This window comes from Halobacillus sp. Nhm2S1, assembly GCF_019599545.1.
GTDB lineage: Bacteria > Bacillota > Bacilli > Bacillales > Halobacillaceae > Halobacillus.
In genome coordinates this window covers 877587-892992 of sequence record NZ_JAIEZV010000001.1, presented here as the reverse complement: position 1 = coordinate 892992, position 15406 = coordinate 877587, and the positions used below count along the sequence as shown (strand labels likewise).

Annotated in this window: 20 protein-coding genes and 1 pseudogene; 13 read left to right on the top strand and 8 right to left on the bottom strand. The window is 43.6% G+C overall.

All coding sequences use genetic code 11. The features are described from left to right. The first annotated feature begins 126 nt into the window (after positions 1 to 126). Positions 127 to 555, top strand: a complete 429-nt coding sequence (locus K2225_RS04580) for a VOC family protein (protein ID WP_220583680.1) — start codon at positions 127 to 129, stop codon at positions 553 to 555. Between the two features lie 64 nt (positions 556 to 619). Here the strand turns inward: K2225_RS04580 and K2225_RS04575 are convergent, their stop codons facing one another. Then, positions 620 to 1015, bottom strand: a complete 396-nt coding sequence (locus K2225_RS04575) for a hypothetical protein (RefSeq protein ID WP_220583679.1) — start codon at positions 1013 to 1015, stop codon at positions 620 to 622. 120 nt (positions 1016 to 1135) lie between these two features. On the opposite strand from K2225_RS04575, the gene K2225_RS04570 reads away from it, so the two are divergent. The 4 genes from K2225_RS04570 (at position 1136) to K2225_RS04555 (ending at position 2813) form a co-directional block, all read left to right on the top strand. After that, positions 1136 to 1288: a hypothetical protein gene (locus K2225_RS04570; RefSeq protein WP_220583678.1), complete on the top strand. Its 153-nt coding sequence runs from the start codon at positions 1136 to 1138 to the stop codon at positions 1286 to 1288. 12 nt (positions 1289 to 1300) lie between these two features. Next, positions 1301 to 1774 carry a hypothetical protein gene (locus tag K2225_RS04565; RefSeq protein ID WP_220583677.1) on the top strand — a complete coding sequence of 158 codons (474 nt, stop codon included), beginning with the start codon at positions 1301 to 1303 and terminating at the stop codon, positions 1772 to 1774. A gap of 112 nt (positions 1775 to 1886) precedes the next feature. After that, the gene (locus tag K2225_RS04560; protein ID WP_220583676.1) at positions 1887 to 2180 is read left to right on the top strand and encodes a hypothetical protein; all 294 of its coding nucleotides are present in this window, start codon (positions 1887 to 1889) and stop codon (positions 2178 to 2180) included. 189 nt (positions 2181 to 2369) lie between these two features. Next, complete coding sequence (locus tag K2225_RS04555) at positions 2370 to 2813, top strand: hypothetical protein (RefSeq protein WP_220583675.1); 444 nt, start codon at positions 2370 to 2372, stop codon at positions 2811 to 2813. Positions 2814 to 2840: 27 nt separating this feature from the next. On the opposite strand, the gene K2225_RS04550 is transcribed toward K2225_RS04555, so the two are convergent. The 4 genes from K2225_RS04550 to K2225_RS04535 all read right to left on the bottom strand — a co-directional run bounded on the left by K2225_RS04550 (position 2841) and on the right by K2225_RS04535 (position 6259). Next, positions 2841 to 4253 (bottom strand): glycoside hydrolase family 18 protein, encoded by a 1413-nt coding sequence (locus K2225_RS04550; protein ID WP_220583674.1) that lies wholly within the window; start codon positions 4251 to 4253, stop codon positions 2841 to 2843. Positions 4254 to 4390: 137 nt separating this feature from the next. Further along, the gene (locus K2225_RS04545; RefSeq protein WP_220583673.1) at positions 4391 to 5341 is read right to left on the bottom strand and encodes a nucleoside hydrolase; all 951 of its coding nucleotides are present in this window, start codon (positions 5339 to 5341) and stop codon (positions 4391 to 4393) included. Positions 5342 to 5626: 285 nt separating this feature from the next. Further along, positions 5627 to 6061, bottom strand: a complete 435-nt coding sequence (locus K2225_RS04540) for a hypothetical protein (RefSeq protein ID WP_220583672.1) — start codon at positions 6059 to 6061, stop codon at positions 5627 to 5629. Positions 6062 to 6064: 3 nt separating this feature from the next. Next, positions 6065 to 6259 carry a helix-turn-helix transcriptional regulator gene (locus K2225_RS04535; RefSeq protein WP_220583671.1) on the bottom strand — a complete coding sequence of 65 codons (195 nt, stop codon included), beginning with the start codon at positions 6257 to 6259 and terminating at the stop codon, positions 6065 to 6067. A gap of 488 nt (positions 6260 to 6747) precedes the next feature. On the opposite strand from K2225_RS04535, the gene K2225_RS04530 reads away from it, so the two are divergent. Beyond that, a complete protein-coding gene (locus tag K2225_RS04530; protein ID WP_255574202.1) occupies positions 6748 to 7947 on the top strand; it encodes an MFS transporter in 1200 nt (399 codons plus the stop codon). 78 nt (positions 7948 to 8025) lie between these two features. Here the strand turns inward: K2225_RS04530 and arr are convergent. Next, positions 8026 to 8440: pseudogene (gene arr / locus K2225_RS04525) on the bottom strand (NAD(+)--rifampin ADP-ribosyltransferase). A gap of 312 nt (positions 8441 to 8752) precedes the next feature. Between arr and K2225_RS04520 the strand changes: the two are divergent. After that, positions 8753 to 9256, top strand: coding sequence for a GNAT family N-acetyltransferase (locus K2225_RS04520; RefSeq protein WP_370632705.1), 504 nt, complete (start codon positions 8753 to 8755; stop codon positions 9254 to 9256). Between the two features lie 21 nt (positions 9257 to 9277). Further along, positions 9278 to 9493, top strand: coding sequence for a hypothetical protein (locus K2225_RS04515; protein ID WP_220583669.1), 216 nt, complete (start codon positions 9278 to 9280; stop codon positions 9491 to 9493). A 35-nt stretch (positions 9494 to 9528) separates the two neighbouring features. Here K2225_RS04515 and K2225_RS04510 read toward each other — a convergent pair whose 3' ends face one another. Together K2225_RS04510 and K2225_RS04505 are read right to left on the bottom strand one after the other, a co-directional pair. Continuing rightward, positions 9529 to 10353, bottom strand: coding sequence for an alpha/beta fold hydrolase (locus tag K2225_RS04510; RefSeq protein WP_220583668.1), 825 nt, complete (start codon positions 10351 to 10353; stop codon positions 9529 to 9531). Between the two features lie 93 nt (positions 10354 to 10446). After that, complete coding sequence (locus tag K2225_RS04505) at positions 10447 to 11325, bottom strand: alpha/beta hydrolase (protein ID WP_220583667.1); 879 nt, start codon at positions 11323 to 11325, stop codon at positions 10447 to 10449. 101 nt (positions 11326 to 11426) lie between these two features. On the opposite strand from K2225_RS04505, the gene K2225_RS04500 reads away from it, so the two are divergent. The 5 genes from K2225_RS04500 to K2225_RS04480 all read left to right on the top strand — a co-directional run bounded on the left by K2225_RS04500 (position 11427) and on the right by K2225_RS04480 (position 15398). Then, a complete protein-coding gene (locus tag K2225_RS04500; RefSeq protein ID WP_220583666.1) occupies positions 11427 to 12500 on the top strand; it encodes a glycosyltransferase in 1074 nt (357 codons plus the stop codon). Continuing rightward, entirely contained in the window at positions 12500 to 12946 is a 447-nt protein-coding gene (locus tag K2225_RS04495) for a glycosyl-4,4'-diaponeurosporenoate acyltransferase CrtO family protein (RefSeq protein ID WP_220583665.1), read from the top strand. Before K2225_RS04500 ends, K2225_RS04495 begins: the two co-directional genes overlap by 1 nt. A 262-nt stretch (positions 12947 to 13208) precedes the next feature. Next, complete coding sequence (locus K2225_RS04490; protein ID WP_220583664.1) at positions 13209 to 14075, top strand: DUF4097 family beta strand repeat-containing protein; 867 nt, start codon at positions 13209 to 13211, stop codon at positions 14073 to 14075. A gap of 80 nt (positions 14076 to 14155) precedes the next feature. Next, complete coding sequence (locus tag K2225_RS04485; RefSeq protein WP_220583663.1) at positions 14156 to 15115, top strand: DUF2268 domain-containing putative Zn-dependent protease; 960 nt, start codon at positions 14156 to 14158, stop codon at positions 15113 to 15115. Positions 15116 to 15215: 100 nt separating this feature from the next. Continuing rightward, the gene (locus K2225_RS04480; protein ID WP_220583662.1) at positions 15216 to 15398 is read left to right on the top strand and encodes a hypothetical protein; all 183 of its coding nucleotides are present in this window, start codon (positions 15216 to 15218) and stop codon (positions 15396 to 15398) included. Positions 15399 to 15406: the final 8 nt, after the last annotated feature.

The window sequence follows — 15406 nt, the reverse complement described above, 5'->3', positions numbered from 1 at the left end:
ATAATGGAGGGGGGGAAACGGTTGGATATGTAGAAGGTTATGACCATCATCAGGGAGATACATAAGGAAGTTCGTTTCACCGGTAATCTTCTGCATAAAAAGTCCATTAAAATGGAGGAATGTAGCATGTTTCAAGTCGGAAGTGTATTCGTTCCAGTAACAAATCTTGAAAAGTCGAAAAAATGGTATGAAGAACACCTGGGTGTAAAGGAAATCGATTCATGGGGAGGAGGAGCTGGTTTTTTCTTTCCACAAGGCTCTGTGCAGTTTGGGCTGATTGAAGTTTCTCGTTCGCAGTCTACGGAATTCGAAATAAACAAGGGTGAAAAGAACAGCTTTTTCAATTTTGTTGTAGACGACATCCATGCCGCTTTCCGGCAGTTGAAAGATGCAGGGGTTGAGACAACAGAGATCCAGGACTTCGGCGGCATGAAGCATTTTGACTTTTTCGATCCGGATCAAAATGTGTTCAGTGTGGTGGATGAGGATTTGAATTCTCCTTTTCATAAGGAGAATGTTAGGACACAACAGGAAAAAATGAGGACAACACAATAAGTAGTTCTTAAACGTGAATCGGAGGAAACCAAGAAACGTCTAGAGACTAGACGCTCTAGACGTTTCACTTGGATAAGACGAGTTTCTCTTGTTTACCTCCCCAGTATAGGGTGATCGTCATTTCACTTTTAAGCGCGATGCGACAGTCATTACACTTTAGTTCCAAGTGAAGTTGATGACCGGACAGCTGTTTTGAGCCTTTCCAGCTGATTTCTCTCCCGGTCCACGTAGGTTCTGTGTTCACTGTGTAGGTAACAGGAAGACCATCCGTTTTCTGCTCTCCTGTATAGGTAATCGTAAGCTCTCTGAACATGGTCCCGCTCTCTTCATAACCTACATAATGGCCAGACCAACTTTGGGACTGTCCGGTCAGTGATTTCGCTCCGGAGCTGTACCATATAAATAGACCGGCAAAGGAAAGTAGGATGAATGAAAGGATCAGTCCTTCTTTTTTATTCATAGGATCCTCCTATTTTATAGGGCTCTCATTTTACTATCCTTCTTTTTGGGGACAAAGCTTTCCTTTTCTATGAATCATTTTGACATTCGTATTTTAATAGAGTGAGAAGGAGGGAGACTCGTGGCTGTTTTTATATGTATAGTGATCATTCTTTCCTTATGGTCCATTACGAAAACGCTGGAAAAAATAACGAAAAGGGTAACAGATCGACAAGATGAGCAACTCCAACACTTACAAGAAATTAAGGAACTGCTTGCTGAGAAGAAAGGGTAAAGGAGGCTCATTGTGAAGAAGACATGGTTACGGTTTTCTCCTTTTTTGGTTATGCCAGTGATTTTGGGGCTCAATATGTATCTTTCTATTGGAGACTATGCTGTTCCTTTTGGGGTTTCCTTGCATGAGGAGGAGCGTATGGTAGAGAGGTATGATTGGAGAGGGGATGTCGTCAAAGGGTTCTCTATCCAAGAGATCGATTCAGAGGAAAAGGTGGGAATCCTAATTTTAGAAAGCCAGTTTAAGCAGACGTTTGCTGCAGGTGTTCTGCTTTTTTTAGTGCTCGTGTACTCGATCGTGTTGGAATGGCTATCCAGGTTATGGAAGGTGTCTCTGGCAAGGATGATAAAGATTTCTGAAAAATGGAGACCGGTGATGATTGGTGTAGTCATATCTTTGTATGCCTTTGCATCGTTCCGGATCGGTGCTCAATACGTTGAACTCGTTCACGAGAGTGAAACAATTTTACATAACCTTGTGCCATGATTTCATAGTTGGGAGCTCTTGGAAAAGGATTGGGAGCCATAACGTTAAAGGAAGAACAGGAAAGGGAATAGACTTCTATATTGTGAAAGTTTTACAAATGGGAGTGTTCGTTTTGAAGCCTTTCCTGGTTATTGGAAATATTGTTGGAAGCGGTTTGTTTGCTTTGTGGGTCTTTTATTATTTTGCAAATGGACCACTGGTAAGAAGGCGGACGCATACATCTATAGTGGAGCCGGACTTTTTCTTGCTTCTTCCTATATGGGGAGTCGGGGCTTATCTTGTTTGGCGTTACTTTTCAAAAAGAGAGTGGGACAGCGTCACGTATGTGGACATCGTGGTGACTAACGTTACGTTGTGGTTGACGATTCCGCTAGGCTTTTTTATCTCCACTAGTTTTGTTCATTAAGAGGGGGAATAGATGGATGACAACCGACCATCCTATAGTTTCTGCCCTGCCTCTTCCTGAAGGTGGATTTGACCAAAAAAATTTTGCAAAAAGGGTTGTTTGATATCTGCATACGAAGATTGTCTTTAAAAGGGGCAGTACGTCAGCGTGAAAAAGAGCTGGATCGACGGCATGAAGGAGGAATGTGAAGTGGAGAGATCCAATACGATTGCTAAGCTTTTGACCTATTGTGCTATAGCCATCTTCGGCCTCGGTGTGCTTTCTTTTTTTGCAATCATTCTTAACCAAAAGTTTGGGGTGGGCATTACAGGTGTAGGTGTATTAGTCAGCAGTTTCGTGACAGGGCTTCTATTTCTTGGTTTTGCAGAAGTGATCCATCTGCTGCAAGGGATGTATGATCAAAATAGGGATCATGAATCTTCTGAGATTGATTTTACATATGAAGAGGAAGATGAACCGGCTAGAAGGATAGATGCTGAGGACGAACGCGAAATCCGATCTTTCTTTAATGAAAGGAATCAAAAGGTGGGGGAGATCCATTCCACGGATAAGCCGTTCATCTATATCGTAGAAGTAGAGGGGAAGAGGAAAAAAGTAGAAGCAGGGGGCTTCACTTTAAAAATATTAGAATAAAAGAAAGCCTCCCAAGGAGCGGAGGCCTCACATTTTTTTCACTTTGAAATGGCGCTGAAGGATCGGCCAATTTTGTGGGAAAGGGCTTCCTAGAACCCAGTAGCTTGCACCTCTTAGACCGTAATCTTCGACCGTATCATACTTTGCCTGCACACTTCTTGCGTCTTCGAACCAGACTTCATGCTGCTGACCATTTGCATCGGTATATCGGAAAAAGGGAGATTGATATTCTTCGTTGTATTGGATAGGGACCCCGTATGTTGCTGCTAGTTGGATGGCTTCCTGGGGGTTGACTGTTCGAGCATAAGTGCCCTGCACCCATGGGATTTCCCATTCGCGTCCATACAGAGGCATACCCATCAGAATCTTGTCACGTGGGATGACGGTGACGGCATAATCAAGTACTTCACGTACCTTGTTGATTGGTGCGATGGCCCATGGCCTTCCTCCTGACCATCCCCACTCATAGGTCATGAGTACAATGAAATCAACAATGTTACCATGGGCTTCATAATCATGAGCTTCATAAAGCAGCCCCTGCTGATCTTCGCGTACTTTCGGCGCGAGGGCGGTAGAGACACTGAAACCTTCTGGGCGCAGACGACTGACGACTTTTCTAAGAAAGGCATTGTAGTTTTCTTTATCTTCCGGGTACACATATTCGAAGTCGAAATTTACTCCTGAATAGCCTTTCGATCGCATCTGTTCGAAAAGGTTGTTGATGAAGGTATCCTGAATCCCGGGGTTTCTTAAGAAGGTGGCGGCAAGATCCGAATCAAAGCTGCCTCCGACGAAATTAGTGACTACCAGCAATGGAGAAATGTTTTGAGCTGCAGCCGCCTGTAAAACCGCTGCGTCATCCAAATCTGTCAGGCTTCCATCTGTCTGGATGGTGCGTGTAAAAGGAGAGAGGTAGGTGAAATGGCTGCCAAGCGTGTTCACTTCCCTTGCTCCTTCGGCATTTGTCCTTGTAATGTAGGCGTTGATTTCCTTGACAGGACGAAGAGGGGAAGGGATAGCAAGCGTCATACCGACAGAAATAACCGCTGGGTTCTCAATGCCATTCGCTTCCGCAATCTCCGACACCGATACGCCGAACTGGTTGGCGATCTTCCAAAGGCTGTCACCTGCCTGAACTGTATAATTTGTAAAAGGAAGAAGGAGCATTTGACCGACAAAAATGAGCGCTGGGTTTGCAATATTATTTTTCTCGGCCAGGTCCTGAACACGGACACCGTAGCGGTTTGCAATGTTCCATAGACTGTCTCCGGGTTGGATCACGTATTCTTTATTCGGCTCAGGGATGACGAGTGCCTGACCGACCACGACCACATCGGGGTTATTCAGCTGGTTCAGAAGGATGATTTGGTTGATATCCGCCCTGTACCGCTGGGCAATTTTCCATAGAGAGTCGCCAACTTCAACAACATGAATGATCATTTCGCCCCTCCTTTTTGCGCTTTCTTTATATGAAGATATGCAAGGGGAATTTGTCCCTATGTATAAGCAGTCATAGTTAGATCGTAAGTGTGTTAGAACTTTTGAGCGTTGGATCATTCTTAAATGGAACGACAGTTTTATATATATCGTGTAGTCATCACAGTAACAAAATCCTTTACAAATGCTTCATAGTTAAATGATATGGCAATATGATCCGTATTTTCTGTCGGCTCTTCGCTGGAATTCGGTCTGAAGTCGGCTATACTTTCACCTTTAGTATTATCAAAGTTAATGGATACAGAAGCCTGGCGTTCGATATACCGGACTTGTTCTGGGTTCGCTAAGGCAAATACAGTAAATACATCATGCAGAGGACTCCCGGAAAGGCTTGGGGCTAATTTTTTATAGGCTGCGGTGTAGTAGTCAAAAATCGGCTTGATCAGATGGGTGAACGCATTGAAAGATTGAGAGGTTATTCTTTGAATGGTTTCGGGTGTGATGATGGCGTGGTTCGTAACGTTCAATGGAGTGATATAGATATGATTTAATTTGTTTAATACGAGATTGGCAGCGATCCCGTCACCATGGAAGTTAGCTTCAGCAACAGGGGTTACATTTCCAGGTACTAAAAAGGCGCCTCCCATACAATAAATAGCCTTTACTTTGCGTAAATTCTCTATGCCTCCTAACAAAAATGCAATCGCAAGAGACGTTGACCTTCCTACATCCAGGATGATTAGGTTGTTTTCGTAGGAATCGATGATTTTAAAAATTTCATCGAAATTTACTAGCTCACTTTGAAGGGTCTCTGGAGGACGTATGGGTCCTAAACCTTCTTCTCCGTGGATTTCGGGATAATAGACGGCTACTTCACCACTGAGTGGACTTTTGGCTCCTCCGATAATGGGAATGTCTTCTCTTCCTGCTAGTTTTAAGAGGTAGGATACATTCTGAGTTGCTTGTTTTTGGGGCACGTTTCCATAGCCAGAAACAATTCCGACCACATTGGTTTTTGGATTTAGGAGTGCGTACATGATGGCTAGTGAGTCATCAATCCCTGGGTCACAGAACAGGAGAACATTATGCATAGAACCCCCCCTTTAAATATAGATAAGCTATTTTATGTGTGACATTGTTAATAAATAACATTCTATATTTACAGTATTGATAGGATGACATTATAAAAGGGGGGCTGAACGTCTAATGCCTCCTCATCACCAAATAAGTGCTGGGAAGTATTAAACGAAAGAGGGATGGACCTGAAGGGCTTTTTGGTAGAACTCTGTATAACTAAAAAAGGGAACCTCTTCTTTTCATGAGGTTCCCTTTTTTAGTTCCCAAGTAGATGAAGCTTTTCAACGCAAAGGTATTGGTCAGGTTTCTTTCATCATTTGACGGAAAATGAATGGAGCGAATAAAGAGAAAAGAAGAATACCCAGCGTTATCCACCATGCTATCGATGAAAATGTGTCCTCTGGGATTATAAATGTGTATCCCAAATAGGATAAGAACAAAACACCTTGAAGTACTTTCAAAGTTTTCGCATCGGCTTCATTCTTCTCGGCTACAAGTCTCTCATCGGTCTCAGATACAATCCTTTTAGGATTCTTTTTGATTTTCGTAAGTTTGAGGAAGGAAGCGAGTGCTGCACTGAAAGGAATAAGGGACAAGGCTAGAAAGGCTTTGTTGTCGGTAAAAGAAACTTCCGTTGTTTCAAAGATCACCCAAGTGACAAAAAGTGCCAAGCTGACAGATAATGATACACCAATGGTCCATTTAGTTTCCTTAACTAATTTTTCAGCACTCATTGATCATTCCTCCCAGAATAATTCATCTAAAGTTTTGTTTAAGGCTTTACATATGGCCGTACACAATTTCAGACTCGGATTGTAGTTACCTGCTTCAATTAGATTAATGGTCTGCCTGGTGACTCCGACGATTTCTGCTAACTTCTCTTGTGAAACATCGGCTTCCGCACGGGCGATCTTCATTTTTTTGTTTTTCAAAAGGATTCATCTCCTCCTTCTACATTTATAATATGCGACACATTACAAAATGTCAATTATATTTTACTTTTCGTAATGTGCTTTGTGGAGGGTTCAATTTGGCGTAATAATATTAACGCGTAGGTATCTGGAGTTGTTTTTAAGGGGGAAATCGAGTAACCTTCAAAATAGTAAGGCAGTCTTTAAATAAACCTTATTTACATAAGCAAACTTACAAATAATTTTGGTGTGATCGTTTGTCCTTAAGAGCAACACTGAAATTAGTCAATGAGTCTCTCTATCAGAACGATAAGAATTTACAGCTGAATAAGCTGTTTAAGAGGCTGAGAGTCTAGACTCTCAGCCTTTCTTTGGTTATGAAGGTTTTGTGACAGATTGTAAAATTCACAGGTGGTTGCCGTTTTTTTACAGAAGATGTGTTTAGTAGAGATTCTGAGGGGGGTGATCCTATTAGACACAGCTTTTCCCAAAAGAAACATTCATTTTTATTGTTATTCGGACTGGGCATATCTACGTTAGGGGACTTTATTTATCTCGTAGCCATCAATATATTGGTCTTGAATTTAACCGGTTCAGCTGCTGCAGTTGCCGGCTTATGGATGATAGGACCGATCGCTTCGTTAGTAACAAAATTTTGGTCCGGGAGTATGATTGACCGTTTGAACATACGGAGAATTATGATTGGAACAGACCTCATTCGTGCAGCTTTAGTAGCGATCATTCCTTTCTTCGACTCTATTTGGCCGATTTATGTCTGTCTATTCTTTCTATCCATTTCAAAAGCGTTTTTTGAACCCGCAGCGATTACCTACATCACGCATGTGGTTCCCGGAAACGATCGAAAACAATTTAACTCTTTTAGAAGTTTGATCACTTCCAGTGCGTTTTTAATTGGTCCTGCGATTTCTGGAGCGCTGCTGCTCCTTACTTCGGTACATATATCGATATGGATGAATGCTTTTTCATTTGTTGTATCAGCGATCCTGGTGTATTTGTTACCAAACGTGCATACGGATGCAGACCAAGCGGTTCATAAATTTAGTTTGAATATGATGAAAAGCGATTGGGAAGAAGTGTTTCGATACAGTCAGCGCCACCTATATATTGTAAAGGTGTACTTCATAGCTCAATTTTTTATGATCCTAGCCCTTGGAATGGATGCTCAAGAGGTTGTCTTTACTCAAGAGGTCCTATATTTATCTGAAACAGATTACGGCTTGCTGATCAGTCTGACTGGAGTTGGTTCTATTTTAGGTGCAGCCACTGTTTCTCTTTTGTCTAAAAAGTTATCCATAAAAGCTCTGATGATCAGCGGGTACTTATTGGTAGCGGTGGGCTATTTAATCTATGCTTTCTCCGTTTCATTCTGGACCGTGGCCATGGGGTTCATGGTATTGGGTTTTTTTAATTCCTTTTCAGGTACGGGATTTATGACTTTTTATCAAAATAACGTGCCGGTAAAAATGATGGGGAGGATCTCGAGTATCTATGGAATTTTTCAGAGTGTCCTTCAGATTATTTTTATATTCCTGATTGGCTTTACCGGGGATATCATTCCAGTGCGATACAGTATCATAGGTGCCTCGACCCTGATGCTGCTGGTGAGCTTTTGGCAGATCAAGCTGGTTCTTAAGCCGAGCAAATCAGGATACTTCAGAGAAGAGCAGGAACTTAAAAGTACCTCTTAGGGTTCGAAGTGACAAGGTTGGTTAAAAAGGAATAGGGGGTGGTTAGCCCTATCCCTTTTTAAAAGTTGTAGATGAGGCTTAATCGTAAATTACAAATTTCCCTTGTTCACGCAACTTTCTTAATGAGGCAAGCATTTGCTTTATTTCTTCCTCGGAATGTCGTTCCCATGCTTTTAATTCAGCTACTATTTGCAAAGGTGTTTTGGATCTATAAGATCGTGTAGGGTTACCGGGGAATTTTTTATCCGTAACGTTCGGGTCATTTTCAAACTCACCTAAAGGTTCTACGATATAAATCCTTTCTTCAGAATTACTTTGCTAGTTCAGCTCCCCATTTAGCAGCATTTAAGGTTGCGGTGAAATAGATGTAGTTGGACTTTTTGTCCTGATAATTGGACAAGTGCTGGGGCTGTAAAAGGTCTCCAATATTAAGTTCCGCTTTTGTGCCATGGAAGAAAGGGCCAGGATCGATCGCATTATTTTTATCATTCATATGGCTACTCCTCTCATGTTTCAGATTTGTATATAAAAGTATAGGGGCGAAAAGACAGAAAAAGTAGTCTGTAAATTGTCTTTTATTGGTAGTATAATGAAAGTAGAAAGAGGGGCGGGGAAAAACAGCCTCTTATTTTTATGTTTGCATTAGATCTTACATACGTTTCATTATAAGCATTAAGAAAAGAACACATGCCCAAACTCTCCTATATCGGTGATTTGGCATGGGTTATGATAGGGGGGCCTCGACTTAATCACCTTCAGGGACTTTGGAAATATAATGGGGGCTTATGGAAGGAGAAAGAACAAGGTGAAAATCTTAAAAGCGGGACCGGCGCATGTGGAAGGAATTGTGCGGGTCTGTTCAGAAGGTAATCGGACTACATACGCGGAGTTATACCCCGCCGATTACATAGAAGAGATCATTCAACAGTTTTACACAAAGAGAAGAATCATGGATGAGGTCACGCAGACAGGAAAAGAATGGGGCGGCTATATCGTCGCCGTTGACGGTGAAGAGGTTGTCGGAGCGTGTGGGGGCGGGATGATTGCAGAAGATGCCTCTGAACTTTACGTCATGTACCTGGATCCAGGCAGAAAAAATGAAGGGATTGGGACTGAGCTTCTAAAAGCTTATACAAAGCAACAAGCAGAATATGGAGCGAAGAAGCTGTGGGTTTCTGTACAGGAAGGAAACCATCAGGGCATTCCTTTTTATGAAGCCAAAGGGTTCGTTTTCTCTCACAAACAAAAAGGCTATGGAAGTGAAAAAGCAGAAAAGTACACGTCGCTAAGATATTGCAAGAAAATTTAACTGGGAAAGAAGTGTGAATGGATGCTAGTAGGGAGCAGGAGAATCGAGTGGAAAGATATCATCATTGGTTTGGCATTTATCGTCGTCCTTTATTTTACGCTCCCTCATTTTGGAGTGGACCCTTATTGGATTTTGCTCTCCTTGATGGCAATTGTGGAATGGGTGACAAAATACGTCCTTCCCTGGATTGTTTTGTATTGGGCCATCCGGTTGATTAAGAGTTGGGAGTCGAAATAAAAAAGAAAGCGCTTGGCATGCTGCCGGCGCTTTTTTTAATGGTTGGAGTTGATGACTTCCTCTGTAACGTTCGTCAAATCCATTTGACCTTCCGACTTAATGAAGGATATGGCCAGTTTGTTAAATGATTCGGTTTTATCTAAGTTCACGACATGCCCGCTTTCCGATAAAAGGAGAAAAGAGGTGTTCGGCATGTGCCGTGTATCTTTCATCACATCATCTCTAAACATGTGGTCGCCTTCCCCTGTGATGTATAACTTGGGTACAGAAGCAGCGTTCTCATTCACGTGTGTAAACGTGTCGGGAACGGAATAGACGATGTTATACCAGCCTAAGAAATCTTCCCTCTTCATTTGGGAAGCCTCATGGATAAAGGCATCTCTGGACTCTTTGTGATTCTTCCGGGGCATTAAAATGCGGGCGCACAAGGAATACAGATACAAGTGCGGGGTAACATTTTTAAGCATCGTACCCAGCATAAGAAGAAACTTCGCCAAAAGATTGATCCGTGTGATCGCTCCTCCTAAGACAGCCGTTCGAACACGGTGTGGGGCGGTGGACAGGACATGTTGAATGACGACAGAACCTAAAGAAATCCCTACAAAATGGGCCTTCTCCACACCCACATCATCAAGGACCCCGAGTACTTCGTCGGTCACGGTTTCAAAGGAGAATTTCTCTTTGTAACTGGACACGCTTGGTGAATTCTTGTGACCGGGCAGATTGACGACTATGATATTGAAAGATTTTCGAAACGCTTTCATTTGTGGAAAAAAGATGTTGACGCTTCCGCCGATTCCATGGAGGAAGATGACATACTCCTTGGAAGGGTCGGAGCCTAACACTTTATATTCTAACAATGGATCACCTGCTTTAATAAAACTCAATACGACACTAATCGTCATTATAAGTCAAAAAGCAGGGGGGAGCAAAGGATAATCGGTCTGGTTTTGTTACGATTCTGTGACCTGACGCATCGTTTTTGAAATGAGGCGCCAGGCTTCCTCTGCTTGATCCTGAGGTCCCTGGTGGGTAAAAGCATGGGCGCAGCCTTCAAAAACGTTGACGTCTACATCAACCTCCGCTTGTTTCAATTTTTCTGCGTATGCTTTCCCTTCCATAGTAAAAGCATCGTATTCAGGAATAATGAAAAGCGCTCGAGCCAGTCCCTCCACCTTCTTTGCTTTAACCGGGGAAGCGAGCGGGTGCTCGGCTTGATTTTTTTCCGGAACGTAACAATAGTTGAGAAAATGAGCAGCCTCTGGATACTTCGCCCGCCATTTATCCGGTTCCGGTTTATCGCTGTGTGGAGTGACAAAGTCTAGCATCGGATAGGACAGTACTTGCAGAAGGGGCTGTTTCTCAGCGCGCTCCTTTAAGAGAAGACAAAGGGCAGCGGCCATATTCCCACCTGAACTTTGCCCGCCGACCATCATTTGATCGGCATCCAGCTGAAGTTCTTTTGCATGGGCCTTGAGCCAACGGTAAATCTCGTAGCACTGCTCGACAGGTTTTGGAAATGGATATTCAGGCGCTTTTGCATAGTCGACATTGACGATGACGCATCCTGTTTCATTGGCAAGGAAACGGCAGTACGGATCGTCCATTCTCTTTTCATTCATGATGAAGGCGCCTCCGTGCATGTTCATATAAACGGGGAACCTTTTCCCATCAGGTGCAGCCGGATAGTATAAGCTGATGGGCGTCGGTTTCACCTTGGTATCGACGACCAGGTCTACTTTCTTATGTACATATTGAAACGGGACCATCAGGTTTCTTTCTGCCTGATTGGGGAAAAGTCGCAGTAATCGTGCCATCCATAACTTAAGCATCATTGAACCCTCTTTTTTTAATAACCATTGTACCCTGTCTTGTCCTTGTATAATCAAGTGTTTCTAAGGTGACAATGGAAGTACATAGGGAGGTGATCGGAATGTGGGTGATGATTCTGGCTGTTTTATCAACCCTTCTCCTTTTTTGGCATAAATTATCGTTTCCTATAGAAAAACGTAAGAATACAGAGATGTACACATTGATCATCCCGGCGAGGAACGAAGAGGAAAACCTTAAGCGCCTGCTGCCGACGATAGCATCTGAGGACCGAGAACGAGAAATCATTGTTGTCGATGATGATTCAGAGGATGCGACGCGAGGTGTTGCGGAAAGTTTTGGCGTGCAAGTGGTGGGCAATCCTCCTTTACCTCCCGTTTGGATGGGCAAGTCCTGGGCGTGCTATAACGGGGCGAAAGCAGCAAAAGGAAAAACGCTCATTTTCCTTGATGCGGATACATGGTTTTCGGATGGAGGAGCAGAACGTTTGGTGAAAGCTTTTGACGGAGAAGGAGCGGTCATGACCGTTCATCCTTTTCATGAGATGCGCTCGTTTTGGGAAAAGTTCTCCGGTGTTTTTCATCTGGTCGTTATGGCATCTTCCGGTTTGACGACTGTTTTCAAGGACAAACTCGGAACACAAGGCGGGTTCGGCCCTTGCTTGGTCATCGGCGCTGATACTTATTGGAAGCTTGGAGGTCATGAAGCTATTCGGGGAGAGATCGTCGAACACCTGGCGTTTACAAGAATGGCATCTTCCAAAGGGTTAAAAACACAAGCCTATAGCGGGCGCGGGGTTTTGAATATGCGGATGTATGACGCTGATTTGAAACACGTGATTCAAGGGTGGGCCAAAAGCTTTTCAACAGGGGCTAAAACAGCGTCCCCCATCATGACGCTTGCAAATGTCGTGTGGCTTACGGCTGTTTTCTCCTTTTTGGTAAATCTTCCTGCACTGGGCTGGTGGGGGATGCTTGGCTATATGGCCTTAGCCGTTTGGTTGTACCGAACATGGAGGGAAATCGGGAACTTCCGGTGGTTTGATGTGCTCCTGTTCCCATTGCATTTCTTCTTTTTCGTCTTCGTCTTTGCCTACTCTTTGTGGAAGACCTTTTTTATGAAGGAAACGACATGGAAAGGACGTTCGATTGTTGATAAGAAAAGGAGTCCCTCCTAATGGTCGCTAATGTAGTCGCCTGGCTCTGTATCCACCTGGGTGTGAGTGGTCTCGTCTCTATTGTGCCGGATCCTTTTGTGAATGCCTTCGCTGGATTATACCGTGTGAAAAGGTGGGAATCGCAGGATGATTATTATGAACGGCTGGGTGTGAAAAAGTGGAAAGACCGTCTCCCTGAAGCAAGAAAGTGGTTTCGAAGGGAAAAGTCAGCGGCTCATATGCGGAATCCGTCACAATGGGAGCGTTTCGAGAAGCAGACGAATCGATCGGAGCTCTCCCACTGGATGCAAATGCTCGCCGCTCCTTTTTTCTTCTTATTCAACCCGCCGTGGGCCGGTTGGATTATGGTCGCTTATGCTCTATTATTCAACCTTCCTTTTATTATCGTACAAAGATATAACCGCGTTCGGTTGATGAGGTTGAAAGATCGTGTGTTCAAGCGATAGAGGACATGGCCCTCGGGTTAAAAGGCATTAAAACGGAGAACGGGGATACTAGATTCCAGTTAGAGGATATGAAGGTGGAGAACAAGGACATTGGATACGAGTTAGAGGACGTTCATACCAAACACGTATAAAGAGCGGTAAAATACGAATCCCTGGTCGTTATGGACCAGGGATTTTTACTGATGTTGGAAGGGAATTGGAAAGTTTTGTCGAATTTTTAGGGGAGGCTGAAGTCATAAGAAATATAAAGGAGTAATAGATTATGGAACTTATACTAATCTTGATCATAGCGATTGTCGGTATAGCACTTCTCTACCAACGATCAAATGGAGGCAAGACCTATCATCTACATGAGCTGGAAGGATTTGCAGGTGTAATTAAGAATCTACAGGTGGAATCGACGTCTGTGGATGTGGAAGTGGTGAAGGTGGACCGCGAGGAGTGGAGTGTCAATCTAACCGGAACGGTCTATGAAAAAGACAAGGAGCACTTTACTCTTTCCCATGATCGACAAGGGGAGAACTTGACCTTGAGAGTGAATGAGGAAAAGACGCGGTTCGGCATTCGAATGCGGAAAGATATGAAACTATTCATCGAAGTTCCAGCGGAAACCCTTGGCTCTTTCATGATAGAAACGACCTCCGCTGACATCGATGTCGAAGGTTTAAGAATCAACCATTCTACGCTTACTTCAAGGTCAGGGGATGTGACCATTGCGGATGTCGTTCAAGAGAACTTGCAAATCCAAACGTCCAGTGGTGATGTTTTACTGAAAAGGGTACAGAGCGGGAACTCAGACATTCATACAAGCAGCGGGGAATTGTTTGGGGAGAAGTTCAATTACGGGACAGCCGTGTTCGGGTCCTCGTCGGGGGAAATACGCATCCAGGCAGCAAAGATGCTGGGAGATGTGAAAGCCTCTACTTCAAGCGGGGATATCCGCTTTTTCTATGAGGAAGAACCGGCCTCTTGTAAACTCGATTATATATCGAATTCGGGAGAAGCAGAGATTAACTGGACGGGTCTTGACTATGAAGTGAAAAAGGACAATGAAGTGCGGGGGACAAAAGCGGATGGCGAGTACCATCTAACGGCTGAGACGAGCTCAGGTGATTTGAAGGTCGGATAGGAATGAGGCTTAACACATACCCTTACTGTCATCCTGTTCTAGTCGGCATCATTCCTACAGGAGAAATGGAGGAAGCTTGAATGAATAGTGTGACCACCACAAGGAGAATTATGACCTGGCTGGTTGTTTGGCTGGGGGTCCTTGCTGGTTGTTCTGTCGAGGAAAAAGCGTACGTGGAAGAAGATCCGAAATTTTTTTCCTACAAAGACCAGGATTTTGAAATCATTACATACGAAGAAGAGTACGGCAATTATTTAGGGGCAATGGATACGGATGATTTAAAGGATATCTATCATTCCACGGTGCTAGAATCATTCCGCACTCAGGCTTTCGGAGAAAACGAAGGGTATTCGCTCGTCAGCGAGGAGGACTGGCATTTCATACCTCCTGAAAATAAAAGTTCCCTCGAGAAGACATTGGTGTATTTAGAAAAGGAAGAGGCTATGATTCTAGAAACCATTCAAAAGGCGATCCAAGATTCTGTAGATTTGCTTCCAGGTGGGGATAAGGATATCCATGTCTTTCCCACCAACCCGGACAATACGTTCGGTATGGGTCGTGTCGATGACCTATCTGGAGTGACCTGGAATGAAGAGTTCATGTTGATTACGATAGGGCGTAATTTTTCTGAAGTAGCATTGAAACAGCTGATTGCACATGAATACCATCATACGGTTTATAACGAAAGGAATGAACCGCGTTATACGCTTAGGGAGAATACAGTAGTTGAAGGGAAAGCAGAGTTTTTTGCAAAGCAAGTCTATCCAGAAGGGGAGAGTTCATTTACCGAGCCATTGCGGGGCAGGTATAAATCAGAAACCGTGGACCTTTTTCTTGAATATGCGGATTCTGAAGACCCGCGGATCATTGCCGACTTTTTTTATGGTTACCCAGAACAGGACATTGCGCCAAGAGCTGTATATCGGATCGGTTATCAAATCATGAAAAAGTTTATGGAAAAGCATCCGGACATGCCGGTAGAAGAGTGGACGAATCTATCTTCTGAAACGGTGGTTGAAGGAAGCGGGATGGATGGTTGAAGAGGATAAGTAATGTTCCACCGGCTTTCTGTTTCCAATCTATGAAACTTCCGGGGTCACTTCATCGTAGTAAAGATAGGGAGGTGCGGACGATGACACGATGCAAATGTTGTGGGCAGTCTTTTTGGTGATCATGATCACCGTTGTTCCTTTAGTGGTTTTTAGTTCATTGATATCTCCGTTTGAAAATCATTCATTGAATCTATTGGGAGGTTTAAGTCTGTTTATCGCAGGCTTGATGGGATCTCCCTATGTGACGAGATATAAATACGTACCTGAGTAGGGAGAGAG